Annotated in this window: 14 protein-coding genes, 1 other RNA gene and 1 pseudogene; 11 read left to right on the top strand and 5 right to left on the bottom strand. The window is 69.6% G+C overall.

Annotated features, from left to right (window positions below; genetic code table 11):
• From Y694_RS12570 to Y694_RS12545, 6 genes and pseudogenes are all read left to right on the top strand, one after another.
• Positions 1 to 982, top strand: a 982-nt coding sequence (locus tag Y694_RS12570; protein ID WP_036232934.1) for a ComEC/Rec2 family competence protein, incomplete at its 5' end; no start/stop codon positions are given.
• 36 nt (positions 983 to 1,018) lie between these two features.
• Positions 1,019 to 4,527, top strand: a pseudogene (locus Y694_RS12565) (DUF2126 domain-containing protein).
• Positions 4,528 to 4,544: 17 nt separating this feature from the next.
• On the top strand, positions 4,545 to 7,217 hold the full coding sequence (locus Y694_RS12560; RefSeq protein ID WP_036232930.1) for a circularly permuted type 2 ATP-grasp protein: 2,673 nt from the start codon (positions 4,545 to 4,547) through the stop codon (positions 7,215 to 7,217).
• Complete coding sequence (locus Y694_RS12555) at positions 7,195 to 8,154, top strand: transglutaminase family protein (RefSeq protein ID WP_081782235.1); 960 nt, start codon at positions 7,195 to 7,197, stop codon at positions 8,152 to 8,154. The genes Y694_RS12560 and Y694_RS12555 overlap by 23 nt, the downstream gene beginning before the upstream one ends.
• A gap of 72 nt (positions 8,155 to 8,226) precedes the next feature.
• Entirely contained in the window at positions 8,227 to 9,663 is a 1,437-nt protein-coding gene (locus Y694_RS12550) for a circularly permuted type 2 ATP-grasp protein (protein WP_011830135.1), read from the top strand.
• Positions 9,664 to 9,686: 23 nt separating this feature from the next.
• Positions 9,687 to 10,643, top strand: a complete 957-nt coding sequence (locus Y694_RS12545; RefSeq protein ID WP_036232927.1) for an alpha-E domain-containing protein — start codon at positions 9,687 to 9,689, stop codon at positions 10,641 to 10,643.
• Positions 10,644 to 10,722: 79 nt separating this feature from the next.
• Here the strand turns inward: Y694_RS12545 and Y694_RS12540 are convergent, their stop codons facing one another.
• Positions 10,723 to 12,315, bottom strand: coding sequence for a methyl-accepting chemotaxis protein (locus tag Y694_RS12540; RefSeq protein ID WP_310732238.1), 1,593 nt, complete (start codon positions 12,313 to 12,315; stop codon positions 10,723 to 10,725).
• Between the two features lie 367 nt (positions 12,316 to 12,682).
• The gene (locus Y694_RS24295) at positions 12,683 to 12,865 is read right to left on the bottom strand and encodes a hypothetical protein (RefSeq protein WP_152543469.1); all 183 of its coding nucleotides are present in this window, start codon (positions 12,863 to 12,865) and stop codon (positions 12,683 to 12,685) included.
• A gap of 83 nt (positions 12,866 to 12,948) precedes the next feature.
• On the opposite strand from Y694_RS24295, the gene Y694_RS12535 reads away from it, so the two are divergent.
• Positions 12,949 to 13,542 carry a response regulator gene (locus Y694_RS12535; protein ID WP_310732237.1) on the top strand — a complete coding sequence of 198 codons (594 nt, stop codon included), beginning with the start codon at positions 12,949 to 12,951 and terminating at the stop codon, positions 13,540 to 13,542.
• Between the two features lie 85 nt (positions 13,543 to 13,627).
• On the opposite strand, the gene ffs is transcribed toward Y694_RS12535, so the two are convergent.
• Both ffs and Y694_RS12530 read right to left on the bottom strand, forming a co-directional pair.
• Positions 13,628 to 13,725, bottom strand: an RNA gene (ffs, locus tag Y694_RS23455) — signal recognition particle sRNA small type.
• Between the two features lie 55 nt (positions 13,726 to 13,780).
• A complete protein-coding gene (locus Y694_RS12530) occupies positions 13,781 to 14,896 on the bottom strand; it encodes an AIR synthase-related protein (RefSeq protein ID WP_036232925.1) in 1,116 nt (371 codons plus the stop codon).
• A 120-nt stretch (positions 14,897 to 15,016) separates the two neighbouring features.
• On the opposite strand from Y694_RS12530, the gene dnaX reads away from it, so the two are divergent.
• The 4 genes from dnaX (at position 15,017) to Y694_RS12510 (ending at position 18,397) form a co-directional block, all read left to right on the top strand.
• The gene (dnaX, locus tag Y694_RS12525) at positions 15,017 to 16,861 is read left to right on the top strand and encodes a DNA polymerase III subunit gamma/tau (protein WP_011830122.1); all 1,845 of its coding nucleotides are present in this window, start codon (positions 15,017 to 15,019) and stop codon (positions 16,859 to 16,861) included.
• A gap of 25 nt (positions 16,862 to 16,886) precedes the next feature.
• Positions 16,887 to 17,213: a YbaB/EbfC family nucleoid-associated protein gene (locus Y694_RS12520; RefSeq protein WP_011830121.1), complete on the top strand. Its 327-nt coding sequence runs from the start codon at positions 16,887 to 16,889 to the stop codon at positions 17,211 to 17,213.
• A 153-nt stretch (positions 17,214 to 17,366) separates the two neighbouring features.
• Complete coding sequence (gene recR / locus Y694_RS12515; RefSeq protein WP_036232922.1) at positions 17,367 to 17,957, top strand: recombination mediator RecR; 591 nt, start codon at positions 17,367 to 17,369, stop codon at positions 17,955 to 17,957.
• A gap of 38 nt (positions 17,958 to 17,995) precedes the next feature.
• The gene (locus tag Y694_RS12510; protein WP_036232919.1) at positions 17,996 to 18,397 is read left to right on the top strand and encodes an MAPEG family protein; all 402 of its coding nucleotides are present in this window, start codon (positions 17,996 to 17,998) and stop codon (positions 18,395 to 18,397) included.
• Positions 18,398 to 18,419: 22 nt separating this feature from the next.
• On the opposite strand, the gene Y694_RS12505 is transcribed toward Y694_RS12510, so the two are convergent.
• On the bottom strand, positions 18,420 to 19,891 hold a 1,472-nt coding region (locus tag Y694_RS12505), incomplete at its 5' end, for a transglycosylase SLT domain-containing protein (RefSeq protein ID WP_036232916.1).

Genomic DNA, 19,891 nt, shown 5'->3' with positions numbered 1-19,891 from the left:
GCTCGGCGCCGCGCTCGCCCTGCTGCCGCTGCCCTGGACGTGGCGCGCGCTCGGCCTGCCGCTGTTGCTGCCCCTGCTCGCGCCCGCTGTGCCGCGGCCGGCGGAGGGCGCCTACGACATGACGGTGATCGACGTCGGCCAGGGCACGTCGGTGCTGTTGCGCACCGCGCGCCACACGCTGCTCTACGACACCGGGCCGCAGTACTCGCGCGAGTCCGATGCCGGCGGGCGGGTGCTGCTGCCGCTGCTGCGCTCGCTCGGCGAGGAGCGCCTCGACCTGCTCATGTTGAGTCACCGCGACAGCGACCACGTGGGCGGCGCCGGCGCCGTGCTGCGCGGCCTGCCGGTAACGCGCCTGGCGAGTTCGCTCGAGGCGAGCCACGGCCTGCTGGCGCTGGCCGGCACGCTGGGGGTCGATCGCGAGCCCTGCGTGGCGGGCCGTCGGTGGACCTGGGACGGCGTGCAGTTCGAGCTGCTGCACCCGACCGCCGAGGCGCTGGCATCGGCGGATCAGGTGAAGCCCCGGCCCAACACCCTGAGCTGCGTGCTGCGGATCGGCGGCCGCTGGAGCGGGCAGGCGCACACGGCACTGCTCACCGGCGACCTGGAGCGCGAGCAGGAGGCGCGCCTGGTGGCCCAGCATGGCGGGTTGCTGGCGAGCGAGGTGCTGCTGGTGCCTCACCACGGCAGCAAGACCTCGTCCAGCGCCGCCTTCCTCGACGCCGTGGCGCCACGCGTGGCGGTCGTGCAGGCCGGCTATCGCAACCGCTTCGGCCATCCGGCGATGGAGGTGCTGGCGCGCTATGCCGAACGAGGCATCTCGGTGGTGGACAGCCCGCGCTGCGGCGCCTGGCACTACGGCCCGGCGGGCGCCGCCTGCTGGCGCCCACGGGGCCGGCGCTATTGGCATCATCCCGACGCAGACAGCACGCACAATGGCGTGGAAGTTGCTAACCCTGTCGGGCCGGAATCGACCGACTGACACCGGCACGCACTGCCCGCCCCGAAGGAGAGTCTCTTGTCGATTCATGTCGCGCTGAACCACGTCACGCACTACCGCTATGACCGGCGCGTTGCGCTCGGCCCCCAGGTGGTCCGCCTGCGCCCGGCGCCGCATTGCCGCACGCCCATCCTCAGCTACTCGCTGCGGGTCGAGCCCGTCGATCATTTCGTCAACTGGCAGCAGGATCCGTTCGCGAACTACCTCGCGCGCCTGGTGTTCCCCCAAAAGACCACCGAGTTCAAGATCACCGTCGATCTCGTCGCCGAGATGTCGGTCTACAACCCCTTCGACTTCTTCCTCGAACCCAGCGCCGAGAACTTTCCCTTCAGCTACGAAGAGGGCCTCAAGCGCGAGCTCGCGCCCTACCTGGCGGCCGGCGAACTGACGCCGCTCTTCAAGGCCTTCGTCGACAGCGTGCCGCGCAAGACCCAGCGCACCATCGACTTCCTGGTCGGCCTGAACCAGCGCCTGCAGAGCGACATCAGCTACCTGATCCGCATGGAGCCCGGCGTGCAGACGCCCGAGCAGACGCTGGAAAACCGCTCCGGCTCTTGCCGCGACACCGGCTGGCTGATGGTGCAGGCGCTGCGCCACATGGGCCTGGCGGCGCGCTTCGTGTCGGGCTACCTGATCCAGCTCAAGCCCGACGTGAAGGCCCTTGATGGCCCCAGCGGCGCCGAGGCCGACTTCACCGATCTGCATGCCTGGTGCGAGGTCTACCTGCCGGGGGCCGGCTGGATCGGCCTCGATCCCACGTCGGGCCTGATGGCCGGCGAGGGCCACATCCCGGTGGCCTGCACGCCCGAGCCGTCGAGCGCGGCGCCGGTGGAGGGCGGCGTCGACGAGAGCGAGGTGGTGTTCACCCACTCGATGAGCGTCACCCGCATCCACGAATCGCCGCGCGTCACCAAGCCCTACACCGAGGCGCAGTGGGGCGAGGTGCTGTCGCTCGGCGAGCAGGTCGACCAGCAACTGAAGGCGCAGGACGTGCGGCTCACGCAGGGCGGCGAGCCGACCTTCGTGTCGGTCTACGACCGTGAGGGTGCCGAGTGGAACACCGCCGCGCTCGGCCCGACGAAACGCGGCTTTGCCAACGAGTTGGTGCAGCGCCTGCGCGCGCGCTATGGCGAGGGCGGTTTCCTGCACTTCGGCCAGGGCAAGTGGTACCCGGGCGAGCAGTTGCCGCGCTGGGCGCTCAGCATCTTCTGGCGCGCCGACGGCGAACCGTGCTGGATCGACCCGACGCTGTTCGCCGACGAGCGCCAGCCCACCGGCTACAGCGAGGTCGAGTCCAAGGCTTTCATCGAGCTGCTGGCGCGCAAGCTGGGCCTCGCCACCGACTACATCCAGGCCGGCTACGAGGACACCTGGTACTACCTGTGGCGCGAGCGCCGCCTGCCGGTCAACGTCGACCCCTTCGATGCGCGGCTCGACGACGAACTGGAGCGTGCCCGCTTGCGCAAGGTGTTCGACCAGGGGCTGACCAAGGTCGTTGGCTACATGCTGCCGATCAAGCGCGAACCGGGCGCGCCCGGTCTGGCCGGACCGAGCTGGACCACCGGCCCTTGGTTCTTCCGCGACGAGCGCATGTACCTGATGCCGGGCGATTCGCCGATGGGCTATCGGTTGCCACTCGATTCGCTGCCCTGGGTCACGAAGGGCGACTACCCCTATCTGATCGATGCCGACCCCTTCGCACCGGCCGCACGCCTGCGCTCGGTGGCTGCGCTGCGGGCGCAATACGGCGAGCATGCCTTCCGTGGGCCCGACGCCGATGCGTCCGGATCGGAGGGCGGCGGCGCCACAGGCGATGGCGGCGCTTCAGCGCGGTCCGGGACAGCGATGGGTGATGCCGGCGGCCTGGGCGGTGCACCGGGTGCTGGGCAGCCGGCCGGTGCGGGTGCTGGTCTCGGCGCGGGTGCGAGCAGTTCGCCGCGCACTGCCATGGCCCGCCGCGGTCTGACGCATGCGCCGGCGCGCTTCGAGTCGGCTGCGTGGATCACGCGCACCGCGATGTGCGTCGAGGTGCGGGGCGGCATCCTCTACGTCTTCATGCCGCCGTTGGAACTGCTGGACGACTACCTCGACCTGCTGGCCGCGGTGGAGGCCACGGCGGCGGCGCTGGGCATCAAGCTCGTGCTCGAAGGCTATCCGCCGCCGCGCGACGCGCGGCTGAAGATGCTGCAGGTGACGCCCGATCCCGGCGTGATCGAGGTCAACATCCACCCGGCGTCCAGCTGGGAGCAACTGGTCGATCACACCGAATTCCTGTACGAGGCGGCGCACGAGACGCGCCTGTCGACCGAGAAGTTCATGCTCGACGGCCGCCACACCGGCACCGGCGGCGGCAACCACTTCGTGCTGGGCGGGGCGACGCCGGGCGACAGCCCCTTCCTGCGGCGGCCCGACCTGCTGGCCAGCCTGCTGGCCTATTGGCACAACCACCCCAGCCTGAGCTACCTGTTCTCGGGCATGTTCATCGGGCCGACCAGCCAGGCGCCGCGCATCGACGAGGCGCGCAACGACCAGGTGTTCGAGCTCGAGATCGCGCTGAAGGAGATCGAGAACCAGACCTCCCGCTTCGGGCAGGTGCCGCCGTGGATGGTCGACCGGACCCTGCGCAACATCCTGATCGACGTCACCGGCAACACCCACCGCGCCGAGTTCTGCATCGACAAGATGTACTCGCCGGACGGCCCCACCGGCCGCCTCGGACTGCTGGAGCTGCGCGCCTTCGAGATGCCGCCGCATGCGCGCATGAGCCTCGTGCAGCAGTTGCTGCTGCGCGCGATGATCGCGCGCTTCTGGCACACGCCCTACACCGGCGGCACCACCACGCGGCTCACGCGCTGGGGCACCGAGCTGCACGATCGCTTCCTGCTGCCAACCTTCGTGCAGATGGATTTCGCCGACGTGCTGGCCGAACTGCGCCAGGACGGCTTCGCGTTCGATCCGGCCTGGTTCGCGCCGCACTTCGAGTTCCGCTTCCCGATCATCGGCGAGGTCACGGTGGCCGGCATCGAGCTGACGGTGCGGACCGCGCTCGAGCCCTGGCACGTGATGGGCGAGGAGGGCGCACCCGGGGGCACCGTGCGCTATGTCGATTCGTGCTGGAGCGCGTGGAGGTCAAGGCCACCGGCCTCAACGGCAACCGACACGTCGTCACTGTCAACGGCTGGTCGCTGCCGCTGCAGCCCACCGGACGGGTCGGCGAGTTCGTGGCCGGGGTGCGCTACAAGGCCTGGGCGCCGCCGTCCGCGCTGCACCCCACCATTCCCGGCCATGCGCCGCTCACCTTCGACATCGTCGACACCTGGATGAGCCGTTCGATCGGGGGCTGCCGCTATCATGTGGCGCACCCCGGTGGTCGCAACCATGACAGCTTCCCGGTCAACGCCTACGAGGCCGAAAGCCGACGGCTGGCGCGCTTCTTCAAGCTCGGCCACACGCCGGGCAAGATGAAGGTCCAGCCGGCCCAACCGAGTCGCGAGTTCCCCTTCACCCTCGATCTGCGCCACCTCTGAGTCTCGATCCCGCCGCCGTGCAGCAGTCTTCGCTCGAATTCGACGCTTCCGGCGGCTGGCATTCCGATGCGGTGCTGCACGGCGTGCTGCATGCCGCGCGGCGGGCCGACCCGGGCCACTACGACGAGCTTCTGCAGGACACTGGACAGGCGCTGCGCGATCGCTGGCAGCGTTTCTTCGAGCTGCTGGGCGCCGATGGACTGAGCGGCCTGGACCGGCGCGCCGGCCAGATCGCGCAGCAGATCCACCGCAACGGCGTCACCTACAACGTCCACCAGCCGGCCGGTGTCGGCGGCGAGAGCATCAAGCGGCCCTGGTCGCTGGGTGTGCTGCCACTGCTGATCGAGCCGGCCGACTGGCAGGTGATCGAAGCCGGCATCGCCCAGCGCGCCCGCCTGCTCGAGGCCATGCTGGCCGACTGCTATGGCCCGCAGCGCCTGCTGCACGAGGGCCTGCTGCCGCCGGCGCTGGTGCTCGGTCACCCGAGCTACCTGCGCCCGCTGCACGGCGTCGTGCCGGCCGGTGATGTGAGGCTGCATGTGCTGGCCTTCGACATCGCGCGAGGGCCCGGTGGTGAGTGGTCGGTGGTGTCGCAACGCAGCCAGGCGCCGTCCGGGCTGGGCTATGTGCTGGAGAACCGGCTGATCGTGTCGCGCCAGTTCCCCGAGGCCTTCCGCGAGCTGCGCGTCGAGCACATCGCCTCCAGCTACCGCAGCCTGCTCGACTCGCTGCTCGGCCCGGCCTCGGTGATCGCCGCGGCCGACGGCGGCGCCACGCCGCGGCTCGCGCTGCTGACGCCGGGGCCCTACAACGAGACCTATTTCGAGCAGGCCTACCTGGCCCGCTACCTCGGCCTGCCGCTGGTCGAGGGCGGCGACCTGACAGTGCGCGACGACCGCCTCTACCTGAAGACCGTGCAGGGCCTGGAGCCGGTGCACGGCCTGCTGCGGCGGCTGGACGACATCTGGTGCGATCCGCTGGAGCTGCGCGCCGATTCCGCCCTGGGTGTGCCGGGCCTGCTGCAGGTGCTGCGTGCCGGCCGGTTGGTGATGGCCAATGCGCTGGGGACCGGCTTCGTCGAGTCGCCGGGCGTGCTGGGCTTCATGCCGGCGATCTCGCGGCGCCTGCTCGGCGAGCCACTGGCACTGCCGGCGCTCGCGAGCTGGTGGTGCGGCGAGGACGCCGCCTGGCAGGCCACCCGCGGCGAGCTGGCGGCGCGCGTGATCCGGCCCACCTACCAGGGCGTGCGAAGCCGCAGCTTCGAGCCGCAGATCGGCGGCACGCTGCCGTCGGCTGCGCACGAGCAATGGCGCGCGCGCATCGACGCCGAACCCGATGCCTACACGCTGCAGCGCTACCTGCCGTTCTCGCAGACGCCGTGGTGGGAGTCGGGCGCGTTCCTGCCACGCACGGCGATGCTGCGTGTCTATGCCATCGCCGACGGCCGCGGCGGCTACCGCGTGCTGCCCGGCGGCATGACGCGCATCGCCGCGCGCGATCCGCACATCGTGTCGATGCAGCACGGCGGCGCCAGCCTCGACACCTGGGTGCTGCGCGAGGGCGCGGTCGATACCTACTCGATGCTTCCGCAGCGCCTGCGGCCGGAGGAGATCGCGGTGCACCAGCGGCCGGTGTCGAGCCGCACCGCCGAGAACCTGTTCTGGATGGGTCGATACACCGAGCGCACCGAGCAACTGGTGCGTCTGGCGCTGGCCACCGCGGCGCTGGTCGAGGACGATGACGACACGCCGTCGGCGGTGCTCGACGCCATTTCCGAGCTGACGCAACGCAGCGGCCTGGGACCGACCGGTGTGCCGTCACTGACGCAGTCGCCGCGGGTGTTCGAGCGCTCGGTGGTGGCCGCGCTGGCCGATCCTGAAGACCACCACAGCATCGCCTACAACCTGGCGGCGCTCGACCGCGTGGCTGGGTCCTTGCGCGAGCGCCTGTCGACCGAGCACGGGCGCCTGGTCCGCTCGATGGTCGAAGACTTCCACGCCCGGCTCACGCGGGCGCTGACGCCGGCACCCGCCGGCACCGACGACAACGAAGGCGAGAACGAGCGAGCGATCCCGGCCGTGCCCGGGCTCGCCACCGACGCGATGCGCGGTGCGCTCGAGCACCTGGCGAGTCAGCTCGCTGCGGTCACCGGCGCGCAGAGCGACCGCATGACGCGCGACGACGGCTGGCGCCTGCTGACGATCGGCCGCCAGGCCGAGCGCCTGATCACGATGAGCGGCACGCTGCGCTGCTTCTTCGAGGACGGTGCGGTGCACAGCGCGCATGGCTTCGACCTGCTGCTCGACCTGTTCGACAGCAGCCTGACCTACCGCGCACGCTATCCGGGCCGCCAGGAGGCGCTGGCGCTGCTCGACCTGCTGGTCATCGACCCGGCCAACCCCCGCGCGTTGGGCTGCGTGCTGCGCCGCCTGCGCACCGAGCTGGCCAAGCTGCCCGGCAGCGCGGGCTCGGTGGAGGAGATGCTGGGCCTGCTGCCGCCGTTCGGCGTCGGCACGACGCTGGTTGATCTGTGTCGCAAGGCCGGGCCGGGGCAGGAAGCGGTGGTCGACGACGAGCTGGTGGTAGCACTCGCCGACCGCCTGGCCGATGCCGGCGCGCGGCTCTCCGATGACGTGGGGCGGCGCTATTTCGCGCTCGCTGGCCTGCATGAACAGCATCTTTCGGTCTGAGCCGTCGGCGCCTCTGCCGCGCCCGGCCGACGCCGTGCACGGGCCGGTCGAGCTGGAGGTCGTGCACGTCACCGAGTACCGCTACTCCAGCCCGGTCGAGCTGGCGCAGCACATTGCCGTGCTGCGGCCGCGTGACGATGCCGCACAACAACTGCTGGGCTTCGAGATGGAGATCGAGCCGGCGCCGGCGCAGCAGCACGACGACCGCGACGTCTACGGCAACAGCCGCCGCGTGTTCACGCTGACGGTTTCACACCAGCACCTGCGGGTCTGCGCCACCAGCCGCGTGCGTGCCCACGCGCCCGCTCGCTCCGACGCCGCGGCGTTGCCCTGGGAGGCCTGCCGCGCCCACTGGCGCTACGAGTCGGGCCGCCCGCTGGACGCGGCGGTCGAGTTCACCTTCCCGTCCACGCTGGTGCCGCACCACGCGGCGCTGCGCGACTGGGCCCTGCCGTCCTTCCCGCCGGGCCGCGGCATCGACGAGGCGGCCACCGAGCTGATGCACCGGTTGCACGCCGATTTCACCTATGCGCCGCACAGCACCGAGGTCGGCACCCCGGTGCTGCAGGCCTTCGAGCAGCGGCGTGGCGTGTGCCAGGACTTCGCCCACGTGATGATCGGCAGCCTGCGGGCGCTGGGCTTGTCGGCCCGCTATGTCAGCGGCTATCTGCTGACCGAGCCGCCGCCGGGCCAGCCGGTACTGCAGGGTGCCGATGCCTCGCATGCCTGGGTGGCGGTGGCGGTGCCGCGCGAGGACGGCTCGGCCGATTGGCTGGAACTCGACCCCACCAACGACTGCGAGGCCGGTCTGACCCATGTGCGCCTCGCACTGGGGCGCGACTATGCCGACGTGACGCCGCTGTGCGGCGTGATCCGTGGTGGCGGCCGCCACCAGCTCGACGTGCGCGTGGGGACGCGCGTGGTGCCTGCGGCATGATCGGTTCGCGACGGACCGGGATGGCTGCTTGGCACAATCTCTGCTAGCTCCAGTCTCAAAGTGGGAGACACGATGAAGAAGTTCTACGACGAGATGCATGCCAGCGGCGACAAGGTGCGCGAGCACTACGCCGGCTACGAGCGCTGGCTGGCCCAGCAACCGCACGAGTCCATGAAGGGGCACCGCGACGAGGCGGAGATGATCTTCCGCCGCGTCGGCATCACCTTCGCGGTCTACGGTGCCAAGGACGAGGACGGCTCCGGCACCGAGCGGCTGATCCCCTTCGACTTGATCCCGCGCATCATTCCCGCGCAGGAATGGCGCGAAATGGAGAAGGGCCTGAGGCAGCGCGTCAACGCGCTCAACCGCTTCATCCACGACGTCTACCACGACCAGGAGATCATCAAGGCCGGCATCGTGCCGGGCGAGCAGGTCTTCAAGAACGCACAGTTCCGCCCCGAGATGATGGGTGTGGACGTGCCGGGCAACGTCTACTCGCAGATCGCCGGCATCGACATCGTGCGGGCTGCCAACCCAGACGGCTCGGGCAACTACTACGTGCTCGAGGACAACCTGCGCGTGCCCAGCGGCGTGAGCTACATGCTCGAGAACCGCAAGATGATGATGCGGCTGTTCCCCGAGCTGTTCAGCAGCCACCGCGTGGCGCCGGTCGCTCACTATCCCGACCTGCTGCTCGACACCCTGCGCGCCGTGGCGCCGCCCGGCGTGGCCGAGCCGACCGTGGTGGTCATGACCCCGGGCATGTACAACTCGGCCTACTTCGAGCACGCCTTCCTGGCGCAGCAGATGGGCGTGGAGCTGGTCGAGGGGCAGGACCTGTTCGTCAAGGACAACTACCTGTACATGCGCACGACCCAGGGGCCGCGCCGCGTCGACGTGATCTACCGCCGCATCGACGACGACTTCCTCGACCCCAAGGCCTTCCGCGCCGACTCGACGATCGGCTGTGCCGGCCTGCTGTCGGTCTACCGCGCCGGCAACGTGAACCTGTGCAACGCCATCGGTACCGGCGTGGCGGACGACAAGTCGATCTACCCCTACGTGCCGAAGATGATCGAGTTCTACCTCGGCGAGAAGCCGATCCTGAACAACGTGCCGACCTACCTGTGCCGCGAGAGCGAGGACCTGCAGTACGTGCTGGCCCACCTGGGCGAACTGGTCGTGAAGGAAGTGCACGGCGCCGGCGGCTACGGCATGCTGGTCGGCCCGGCCGCCAGCAAGGCGGAGATCGAGGAGTTCCGCACGCAGCTGGTCGCGAACCCGAGCAACTACATCGCGCAGCCCACGCTCGCACTGTCGACCTGCCCCACCTTCGTGGAGAGCGGCATCGCGCCGCGCCACATCGACCTGCGGCCCTTCGTGCTCTCGGGCAAGACGGTGCAGATGGTCCCGGGCGGCCTGACGCGGGTGGCGTTGAAGGAAGGGTCCCTGGTGGTCAACTCGTCGCAGGGCGGCGGGACCAAGGACACCTGGATGCTCGAAGCGTGAGCCGGGCCTGAGGAGACACGACCATGTTGTCAAGAACCGCAGACCACCTCTTCTGGATGGCTCGCTACACCGAGCGCGCGGAGAACACCGCCCGCATGCTCGACGTGAACTACCAGACCTCTCTGCTGCCGCAGTCCAGCGAGGCCACCGAGCAGGGCTGGCGCGGCCTGCTCAGCATCAGCGAGCTGACGCACGACTACCACCGCCTGCACGACAGCCTGAATCCGCACGATGTCATGGAGTTCATGGTGTGCGACGAGTCCAATCCGTCGAGCATCCACTCCTGCCTGCGCGCGGCGCGCGAGAACGCCCGTGCCGTGCGCGGCACGCTGACCACCGAGGTCTGGGAGACCGCCAACACCACCTGGCTGGAGTTCAAGCGCCTGATCGCCAACGGCAGCTTCCGGCGCGACCCGGCCGATTTCTTCGAGTGGGTGAAGTTCCGCTCGCACCTGTCGCGCGGTGTGACGCTGGGCACGATGCTGCAGGACGAGAGCTTCCACTTCCTGCGCATCGGCACCTTCCTCGAACGAGCCGACAACACCGCGCGGCTGCTCGACGTGAAGTTCCATGGCGCGCAGTCCGAGTTCTTCGGCGTGCGCGAGCAGCGTGAGCCGGTCGAGGTCGACTTCTACTACTGGAGCGCGATCCTGCGTTCGGTGTCCGGCTTCGAGGTCTACCGCAAGGTCTACCGCAACGTGATCCGCCCCGAGAAGGTGGCCGAGCTGCTGATCCTGCGGCCCGACATGCCGCGCTCGCTGGCCGCCTGTATGGACGAGGTGGTCGGCAACCTGAAGATGGTGGCCAACGAGCAGAGCGGCGAGACGCTGCGCCGCGCCGGCCGGCTGCGTGCCGACCTGAGCTTCGGCCGCATCGACGAGATCCTCGCCACCGGCCTGCACGCCTTCCTCACGCAGTTCCTCGACCGCGTGGGCGACCTGGGCATCGGCATCAGCCGCGACTTCCTGGTGCCGGTCTGACGCGGCGGCAGCCCCTGAAGGCTGCATGGTGCGGAGCGAGGAGGCTGACGAGCCCGACCGGGGGCCTCCAGGCGGTCGATCAGGAGGACGTGGTTCGCATTGAGCCTTCGATCCTGAACACGCTGACCAGGTCGGCCAGCGCGGCGGCCTGGTGCTTCAGGCTCTCGGCCGCCGCCGCACTTTCCTCCACCAGCGCGGCGTTCTGTTGCGTGACCTGATCGAGCTGGTTGACCGCGTTGCCGATCTGGCTGATGCCGCCGCTCTGCTCGACGCTGGCGGCGCTGATCTCGCTGATCAGGTCGTTCACGCGCTGGACCTGGGCCACGATCTCGTTCATCGACTGTCCGGCGTCGTGAACCAGCCGCGAGCCGGTGCCGACCTTCTCGACGCTGTCCCCGATCAAGGTCTTGATCTCCTTGGCCGCCTCGGCGCTGCGCTGTGCCAGGTTGCGCACCTCGCCGGCCACCACCGCGAAGCCGCGGCCCTGCTCGCCGGCGCGGGAGGCTTCCACCGCCGCGTTGAGCGCCAGGATGTTGGTCTGGAACGCAATGCCGTCGATCACGCCGATGATGTCGTAGATCTTGCGGCTCGATTCGGTGATGGCGCCCATGGTGGCCACCACCTCGGCCACCACGCTGCCGCCGTGCGCCGCGGCACCCGAGGCCGAGCCGGCGAGCTGCGTGGCCTGGCGTGCCGTGTCGGCGTTCTGCTTCACCGTCGCGGTCAGCTCCTCCATGGAGGCGGCTGTCTGCTGCAGGTTGCTCGCCTGTTCCTCGGTCCGCTGGCTCAGGTCGGCGTTGCCGGTGGCGATCTGCGCCGACCCGGTGGCGATGCAGTCGCTGCTGTTGCGCACCCGGCCCACGATGTCCGCCAGGCTGGCCTGCATGGCGCCGAGCGAGGCCAGCACGCTGCCGCGCGGTGCGGCCGCGGCGCCGTCCACCCGGCTCAGGTCGCCCTGGGCGACGCGTTGCGCCACCGTGCCCAGTTGATCCGGTTCGGCCCCCAGCGCGCGGGTCAGGCTGCGCGTGATCAGCGTGCCCGACACGGCGGCCGACAGGAAGGCGATCACGCAGCCCAGGATCAGCAGATTGCGGTGCAGCAGGTAGTCGGCCTCGGCCGTTTCGGTGAGCTGCACCGCGCGGCTCAGCGTGTAGTCGCGGTAGTCGTCGGACGCCTTGACCAGCGCGGCCAGCAGCGGGCGGCAGTCGGCATTCATGCGGGCGATGGCCGCGTCATGCTGGCCGGCGGCGGCGAGCCTCACGATCTCCAGTGCGACCGGCCCGTAGGCCGCCTCGATGCGGTTCATTTCGCCCACGAGACTGCGCGCCGTCTCCGGCAGGTTCGCGGCCCGGGCCACCAACTGGTTCAGCGTCCCGAGGTTCGCCTGCACTGCTTCATGCGCCGCGACCACCGAACTCTGTTCCGCGGCCAGGTCCTCGGCCTTGCGGACGAGCACGAGGTTGCGAGCCGCGATGGCGCGGCGATCCACGGCCGCGCGCACATCGGCCGCCGCCTGCGCCCGGGCATTGACGCCGTGCACGTAGTCGACGAGCTGGTCGTGCTCCTCGGCGAGGGATTTCATCGCCAGTCCGGCGACGAACAGCACGAGCACCGAGAGTCCACCGAAGGTCAGGCTCAGCTTGGTGCGGACGGTCATGGGGGTCAGATTCACAGGCCACCTCATAAAGAATGTTTATTGACAGCAGTCGATCGATCCAAAAGATGATCGACGGGCTTGTCGGCCGGTGAAGCAGTGAAGTGAAGCTGAAATATCAGCCAAACTTACTCGGGCCTTGCATCCGGCCGGGCGTCCGTGTCGGATGTCACGTCGATCGCCGGATCGCGCGGCAGGAGGAGCAGGCGGATGGGCCGGTTTCGATTCGATGGAGGGCCGACCGCACTGTCAGACCTTCACGGCCTCAAAAAAAGCGGCGGAATCGATCTCCGCCGCAAACGTGCCATCTCGAAACGACACGCAGCGTCAATCTCCTCCGCGCAAGTTCTGCACCGAAAAGATGGAGGGGGGACTCAGAGCAGGATCACTGATCATCCGCAGCTGGAGAGTCGTGCAATGCTGCGCCTGGACGTCGAGCATGGACGTCGAGCATGGAGGCCGACGTGTAGATCGCGATCCCCGCCGCCTGGTTCGCAGGCGCGTGATAGGCCGAATCGGAGAAACCGATGGCCCAGCGCTTCCAGAGCGCTCCCTTTCGGTCGTACATGTTGATGATCGGGAAGATGGATGTCTGGGCATCTTCAGCATGCCTGTCGTCCGGGCTTCATGATGGATGGCCTGTCGTCCCCGGTGGTCTACGTCGTCGATGACGACCTCTCGGTGAGAGAGGCCCTGAGCAGCTTGATCCGGTCGGTTGGTCTGCAGGTCGAGACCTTTTCCTCCGCCACCGAGTTCCTTCGATACCAGCGGTCGGCCGCAACAGCCTGCGTCGTCCTGGACGTGAGAATGCCAGGCCTCAGTGGCATCGATGTCCATCACGAGCTGAAGAAGCGCCTGGACTCCATTCCCGTCATCTTCATCACGGGACATGGCGACATACCGATGGCGGTCCGGGCCATCAAGTCGGGGGCGGTGGAGTTTCTTTCAAAGCCGTTTCGCGATCAGGATCTCCTGGACGCCATCGGACAGGCCCTCGAAAGAGATGCCGGCGAGAGGTTGGAGGCCGATCGACTGCGGGCGCTTCGAGAGGCCTATGAGACCCTCACACCACGCGAGAAGGAAGTTCTTGCATTGCTGATCGGCGGCGGACTCAACAAGCAGATTGCTGCCAGGCTGGGTGTCGCGGAGGTCACCATCAAAGTCCATCGACACAACATCATGAAGAAGATGTGCGTCCGCTCGATGGTTTCCCTGGCCCGGATCTTCGAGGAACTCGCCATCTAGGGGAGAGGGCCGCACAACGCGATCGATGGGTCGGAACTCTGCGCGAACGCTGGAGTGCGCGCCGTACCAGGGGTGCAAGGGAAAGGGTGACGAGCCCGACCCCGGCACTGGAGGCTAACGGTTAGGGCTGCTTCGTTCCCGACCTGACCCGGTTGGCCGCGCCCCCATGCGGGGAGGCCCGTCACCGACGATTGTAGGCGACCGGTCGCGCGTCCCGGACCCGACGAGGGAAAGACCGTCAGCGCAGCTGCAGGTCGTCGTCGCCGAAGCGCACGCCGATCGGTTCGATCAGCAACTGCTTGGGGCCTGCCTCGACCGTGCCCGCGACCCAGGCGGCAACGCCCTGCTGGTGCGCGACCTCGACGGTGCGCTGCGCATCGGCAGCCTTCACGAACAGCGCGAAGCCGGCACCCATGTTCAGGGTGCTGTAGGCCTCGCGCGCGTCGTGGCCGGCATGCTCGGCGATGAAGCGCAGCACCGGCGGCACCGGCGGTACGCTGTGGATGCGGTAGGTGTGGGTGGCCGGGTGGCGCAGCAGCTTGCGCCAGCCGTGGCCGGTGATGTTGGCGCTGTAATGCGGCACGATCTGCGCGTTCCACAACGCCTCGGTCACCGGCGAGTACAGCGTGGTCGGCGCGAGCAGGGCCTCGCCATAGCTCAGGCCCGGCGCCACCTCGGTGAGGTAGCCCTGCGGCAGCCGCTCGACCAGCTTGCGCGCCAGGCTCAGGCCGTTGGCATGGATGCCACTCGACGCGAGCAGCACGATCGCATCGCCCGGTGCCAGCGCATCGCCGACCGACAGCCGCGACTTCGGATTGATCAGCCCGGTGCAGGAGGCCGCAAGGTCGATGCGGCCGGCCTCCACGATGCCGGCCAGCGCCGGCGTCTCGCCGCCGCCCCAGGCCACGCCGCAGGTGTCGCAGGCCTGCTTCCAGCCGGCCACCAGCGCCTGCGCGCGCTGCGCATCGCCGAACCATTCGCTGCCGCCGGCGGCCCAGTAGGCCTGCACCACCAGCGGCGTCGCGCCGACGGTGATCAGGTCATTGATCGCCATCGCGATGGTGTCCTGCGCGATGCCGGCGTAATAGCTGCGGCCGGTCAGGGCCTTCATCTCGTCGGCCACCAGGGCCTTGGATCCCAGGCATTCGACGATGCTGGCCAGGTAGAACGGCCCGACGTCGACCACGTAGGCCGACTCGCCACGCGACGCCGCCACTTCGCCGAAACCGTGCGCGGCGAGGTTCTTCGCGGTGTCCTTGGCGGCACGCTGCGCGGCCACTTTCAGCGGGTCGATCAGGTCGTAGTTGACGCCGGCCTGTTCGTAGCTCAGCGGGGTGGGGGTGGGCGTGGTCATGGTCGGCAGGGCAGGGGCCCGATGAGCGGATGGCGCGGCGCGGGCAGGCCGCGGATTCGCGCCGATTATCCGGCACCCCTGTGGCCGGGGGCTTCCACCCCGGCCGGTAAACTGCCGGGCATGAGCACCCTGGTCCTGGCCCGCAAGTACCGTCCACGCCACTTCGGCGAGATGGTCGGCCAGGAGCATGTGGTGCAGGCGCTGGCCAACGCGCTCACCTCGCAGCGGCTGCACCATGCCTACCTGTTCACCGGCACGCGCGGCGTCGGCAAGACCACGGTGTCGCGCATCCTCGCGAAGAGCCTCAACTGCACCGGGCCCGACGGTCAGGGAGGCATCACCGCGCAGCCCTGCGGTGTGTGTCCGGCCTGCCGCGACATCGACGCCGGCCGCTTCGTCGACTACACCGAGCTCGACGCGGCCTCGAACCGCGGCGTCGACGAGATCTCGCAACTGCTGGAACAGTCGGCCTACAAGCCGGTCGTCGGGCGATTCAAGGTCTTCATGATCGACGAGGTGCACATGCTCTCCAGTACCGCGTTCAACGCGATGCTGAAGACGCTGGAGGAGCCACCCGAGTACCTGAAGTTCGTGCTGGCGACGACCGACCCACAGAAGGTACCGGTCACGGTGCTGTCGCGCTGCCTGCAGTTCAACCTGCGGCCAATGGCGCCCGAGACGGTGCTCGCGCACCTGGAGCAGGTGCTGGCGGCCGAAGGCATCTCGGCCGAGCCGGGGGCGCTGCGGCTGCTGGCGCGCGGCGCGCACGGCTCGATGCGCGATGCGCTGTCGCTCACCGACCAGGCCATCGCCTTCGGTGCCGGCACGCTCCAGGAAGCCGGCGTGCGCCAGATGATAGGCGCCGTGGGCCGCAGCCATGTCTATGCGCTGATCGATGCGCTGGCCGCCGGTGACGGCGCCGGCGTGGTGGCCACGGCCGACGCACTGCGCGCCGAGGGCCTGTCGGCCGAGGGTGCGCTGGAGGAGATGGCGGTGGTGCTGCAGCAGCTCGCGTTGCTGCAGGTGCTGCCCGATGCGCTGGACGCCGCCGATCCCGACACCGCGGCACTCGTGCAGCGCGCCGGCCTGCTGCCGGCCGACGAGACGCAGCTGCTCTACAGCATCGCGCTGCACGGCCGCGCCGAGCTGGCGCTGGCGCCTGACGAATACAGCGGCCTGGTGATGGTGCTGCTGCGCATGCTGGCGTTCAGGCCACCGGGTGCTGCACGCACCGAGACGGTGGTGCGGCCGGGCCAGGCTACGCCCGCAGCGGCGCCGCGTGCCGCAACCGCCCTCGTGCGTGGCTCGGCACCTGCCGTGCCGCTGGCCCGCTCGCCGGCAACCGCGAGCCTTGCCGTGGCGCCACCGTCCAAGGCGGACCCCGTGCCGACCCGACCGCCTGCGCCGCTGATTGCGAAGAGCCCGTCCAGCGTCCCGCCATGGGAGGACGACATCCCGCTGGCGGAAGAAATGTCCCAGCCCCCGGCGACGGTGGCACCGCGCCCCGCACCACCGACCGTCGCGCGCGACGACGCGGCTGGTGGTCCTGCGCCGACCGAGATGACCCGCGGTCCGCTGGGCGACCGCTGGGCCGCGCTGGTGCGCCAGCTGACCGATGCGAACGCGATCGCGGCGTTGGTCCGCGAGCTGGCGCTGCAGGCCGAGTGCGTGGCCATCGATACCGGCGAAACGCGGCTGCGGCTGCGCGTCGAGCGAGAGAGCCTGCGCAATCCGAACCATGCCGAACGCCTGCAGGCGGCACTGGCCGCCGCGCTGGGTCACGCGGTGGTGCTGGACGTCGAGGCCGGTGTGGTGAACGACACGCCGGCACGGCGCGATGCAGCGGCGCGCGAGCAGCGCCAGCGCGAGGCCGAGGCGCTGATCCACAACGACCCCTTGGTGCTGCAGCTCACGGCGCAGTTCAAGACGGCCCGCATCGTGCCGGGGTCGATCAAACCCGTCTGACCCATTCGAACCACCGGAGAACGACATGCTCAAAGGACAACTGGCCGGCCTGATGAAGCAGGCGCAGGCCATGCAGGACAACCTGAAGAAGGCACAGGACGAACTGGCGCTGATCGAGGTCGAGGGCCAGTCGGGTGCCGGGCTCGTGAAGGTGCTGATGACCTGCAAGCACGACGTCAAGCGCATCACCATCGACCCCAGCCTGCTGGCCGACGACAAGGACATGCTCGAGGACCTGGTGGCAGCGGCCTTCAACGACGCGGTGCGCCGCGCGGCGGCGACCAGCGAGGAAAAGATGGGCAAGCTGACGGCAGGAATGCCGCTGCCGCCGGGCATGAAGCTGCCGTTTTGATGGCTCTCCCCCCCGTTGCGGCTGCGCCGCTCCCCCTCGAGGGGCGACGCTGGCGGGCCGGCAGAGCCGGACCCGCGGCGTCCGCTCGGTGGGACGGTGGCGTGCTGCCATTCCTTTGCCGCGGGCTGTTCCTGATGATCGAGTCGCTGAGGCATGGCTGCGTCGTCCACGCTTGAGTCGCTGACCGAGGCCTTGCGCCGCTTGCCGGGCGTGGGTGTGAAGTCGGCGCAGCGCATGGCCTATCACCTGCTGCAACACGATCGCGAGGGCGCGCTGCGGCTCGCGCGGGCGCTGGAGCAGGCCGTGGCGACGGCGCGGCATTGCGAGCGTTGCAACACCTTCACCGAGGCCGCGGTGTGCAGCACCTGCCTCGATCCGGCGCGTGAACGCCGGCAGTTGTGCGTGGTCGAGACGCCGGCCGATCAGGCAGCGGTCGAGCGCAGCGGCAGCTACCACGGGCTGTACTTCGTGCTGATGGGGCGGCTGAGCCCGCTCGATGGCATCGGGGTGCACGACATCGGACTGGAGAAGCTGCTGGCGCGTGCCACCGATGGCGAGGTGCAGGAACTGATCGTCGCCACCAACTTCACCGCCGAGGGCGAGGCCACCGCGCACGTGATCGCCCAGGCCCTGAAGGGCCGAGGCCCGAGCGTCACGCGGCTGGCGCGCGGCGTGCCGGTCGGCAGCGAACTCGAGTATGTGGACCTGGGCACCATCGCCCATGCATTGAGCGATCGACGCTAGGGCCAGTGCCGGCGTCGACCCGAACCGGAGACGATGCGATGACGACGATCCTGCTCCTGAGCGTGCTCGCCGCTGCGCTGATGCCCATCGTCTGCGCCGGCATCGCCAAGGGAGGGCGCCTCGGCACGCCGCGCGGCGAAGGGGGCTTCGACAACCATGCGCCGCGTGAGTGGCTGGCGCGGCAGAGCGGCTACCGGGCGCGCGCGAACGCGGCGCAGGCCAACTGCTTCGAGGCCCTGCCGTTCTTCGTGGGCGCGGTGGCGATCGCGCTGACGCTCGGGGCGCCGGCCGACCGCATCGGCATGCTGGCACTGATGTGGGTGGGACTGCGCGCCGCCTTCGTGGCGTGCTACCTGGCGGATCGTGCGATGCTGCGTTCGGCGGTCTGGACGCTGGCGCTTGCGGTCAACATCGCGATCCTGTTCACGCCGCGCAACTGAGGCCCGCGCGCCCGACCCGGCCTCAGCGGCTGTTGGCAGCCACGCGGCTCTTGCCCTGCGCGGTCGGGCGCGCGGCCACCGACTTGCCGGCCGACTTGCGCTGGGCCGTGGCTGACGTGGCGGCGCGGTTGCCGCGGGCCTTGGCCGTCGTGCTGGGGCTGCTCTTGCGGGCGGTCGCGGCCCTGCCCGGCAGGTAGAGCACCACCGCCTGGCCGGTCTTGAAGTGGGCGCCGGCCGCCACCTTGTTCCAGTCGGCCACGCTGGCGGCGCTGAGCCGGTAGCGTGCGGCGATCGAGGCCACGCTGTCATTCTTGCGCGCCTTCACGGTGGTGCGGCGCAGCGCCGGGGCGTCAGGGGCGAGCAGCATCGTCGCGTTGTCGGCCACGCGCTCGGACACGTCGTCGAGGTGCCGGTGCGGGTGCCGGGGCACCATCAGCGTCGAGCCGGCGCGCACCAGCATGCGCGGCGGGATGCGATTGGCCTCGCGCAGTTCGGCTTCGCTCATGCCGACCCGCTTGGCGGCATCGGCCGGCTTCATCGTCGTCGGCACGACCCAGGCGGTCCAGCTGGCCAGCGGGCCCTGGTAACCGGGCAGCGCGCGCACGAACTCGTTGGCGTTGTCGTAGGGCAGCAGCACCTGCGGCGTGCCGGCGGCCAGGATCACCGGCTTGTTGAGCGAGGGGTTCAGCGCGTGGAATTCGTCGAGCGGCAGGCCGGCCAGACGGGCCACCAGGGCTGCGTCGATGTCGCGCTGGATCGGCACGCTCAGGAAGTAGGGGTGGTTCTCGATCGCGGGCAGCGTCAATCCGAAGGCCTCTGGCCGCGCGATGAGGTTCTTCACGGCCTGCAGCTTGGGCACGTAGTAGCGCGTCTCGTCCGGCATCTTCAGGCTGAGGTAGTCGGTCGGCAGGCCGAGTTTCTGGTTGCGGGCGATCGCGCGGCCCACGCTGCCTTCGCCCCAGTTGTAGGCGGCCAGCGCGAGATGCCAGTCGCCGAACATGCCGTGCAGCTTCTGCAGGTAGTCGAGCGCGGCGCGCGTGGAGGCCAGCACGTCGCGCCGGTCGTCGCGGAAGGCGTTCTGCGCCAGATCGAAGTGCTTGCCGGTCGACGGGATGAACTGCCACATGCCCGAGGCCTTGGCGGTCGACATGGCCTGCGGGTTGAAGGCACTCTCGATGAACGGCAGCAGGGCCAGTTCGGTGGGCATGCCGCGCCGTTCGATCTCCTCGACCACATGGAACAGGTAGCGACTCGACCGCTCGGTCATGCGCTGCACGTAATCGGGCCGCGTGGCGTACCACTGCTCGCGGTCGCGGACCAGCGGCGTGTCGAGGTCGGGCATCGCAAAGCCGCGCCGCACGCGTATCCACAGATCGCGTTGCGCCGCGATGGCGTCGAGGTCGATCGGTTCTTCCGGGCGCACGGGATCTGTCGGCGGGCCGGCCGCGACGGCGGCATCGTTCGGCGCGGCGGCGCTGGCGGCGGCCACGCCGG

The organism is Methylibium sp. T29-B, from assembly GCF_000576225.1.
In the GTDB taxonomy this organism is placed as follows: domain Bacteria; phylum Pseudomonadota; class Gammaproteobacteria; order Burkholderiales; family Burkholderiaceae_C; genus Methylibium; species Methylibium petroleiphilum.
Note: the sequence above shows the minus strand (reverse complement) of the source record. Positions and strands in the feature narration are given on the sequence as shown.

Excerpts from the sequence above, each read along its gene's own strand:
- Y694_RS12555 (WP_081782235.1), top strand. The coding sequence starts at position 7,195 with ATGAACAGCATCTTTCGGTCTGAGCCGTCGGCGCCTCTGCCGCGCCCG.
- Y694_RS12550 (WP_011830135.1), top strand. The coding sequence starts at position 8,227 with ATGAAGAAGTTCTACGACGAGATGCATGCCAGCGGCGACAAGGTGCGC.
- Y694_RS12545 (WP_036232927.1), top strand. The coding sequence starts at position 9,687 with ATGTTGTCAAGAACCGCAGACCACCTCTTCTGGATGGCTCGCTACACC.
- Y694_RS24295 (WP_152543469.1), bottom strand. The coding sequence starts at position 12,865 with ATGTACGACCGAAAGGGAGCGCTCTGGAAGCGCTGGGCCATCGGTTTC.
- Y694_RS12530 (WP_036232925.1), bottom strand. The coding sequence starts at position 14,896 with ATGACCACGCCCACCCCCACCCCGCTGAGCTACGAACAGGCCGGCGTC.
- dnaX (WP_011830122.1), top strand. The coding sequence starts at position 15,017 with ATGAGCACCCTGGTCCTGGCCCGCAAGTACCGTCCACGCCACTTCGGC.
- Y694_RS12520 (WP_011830121.1), top strand. The coding sequence starts at position 16,887 with ATGCTCAAAGGACAACTGGCCGGCCTGATGAAGCAGGCGCAGGCCATG.
- recR (WP_036232922.1), top strand. The coding sequence starts at position 17,367 with ATGGCTGCGTCGTCCACGCTTGAGTCGCTGACCGAGGCCTTGCGCCGC.
- Y694_RS12510 (WP_036232919.1), top strand. The coding sequence starts at position 17,996 with ATGACGACGATCCTGCTCCTGAGCGTGCTCGCCGCTGCGCTGATGCCC.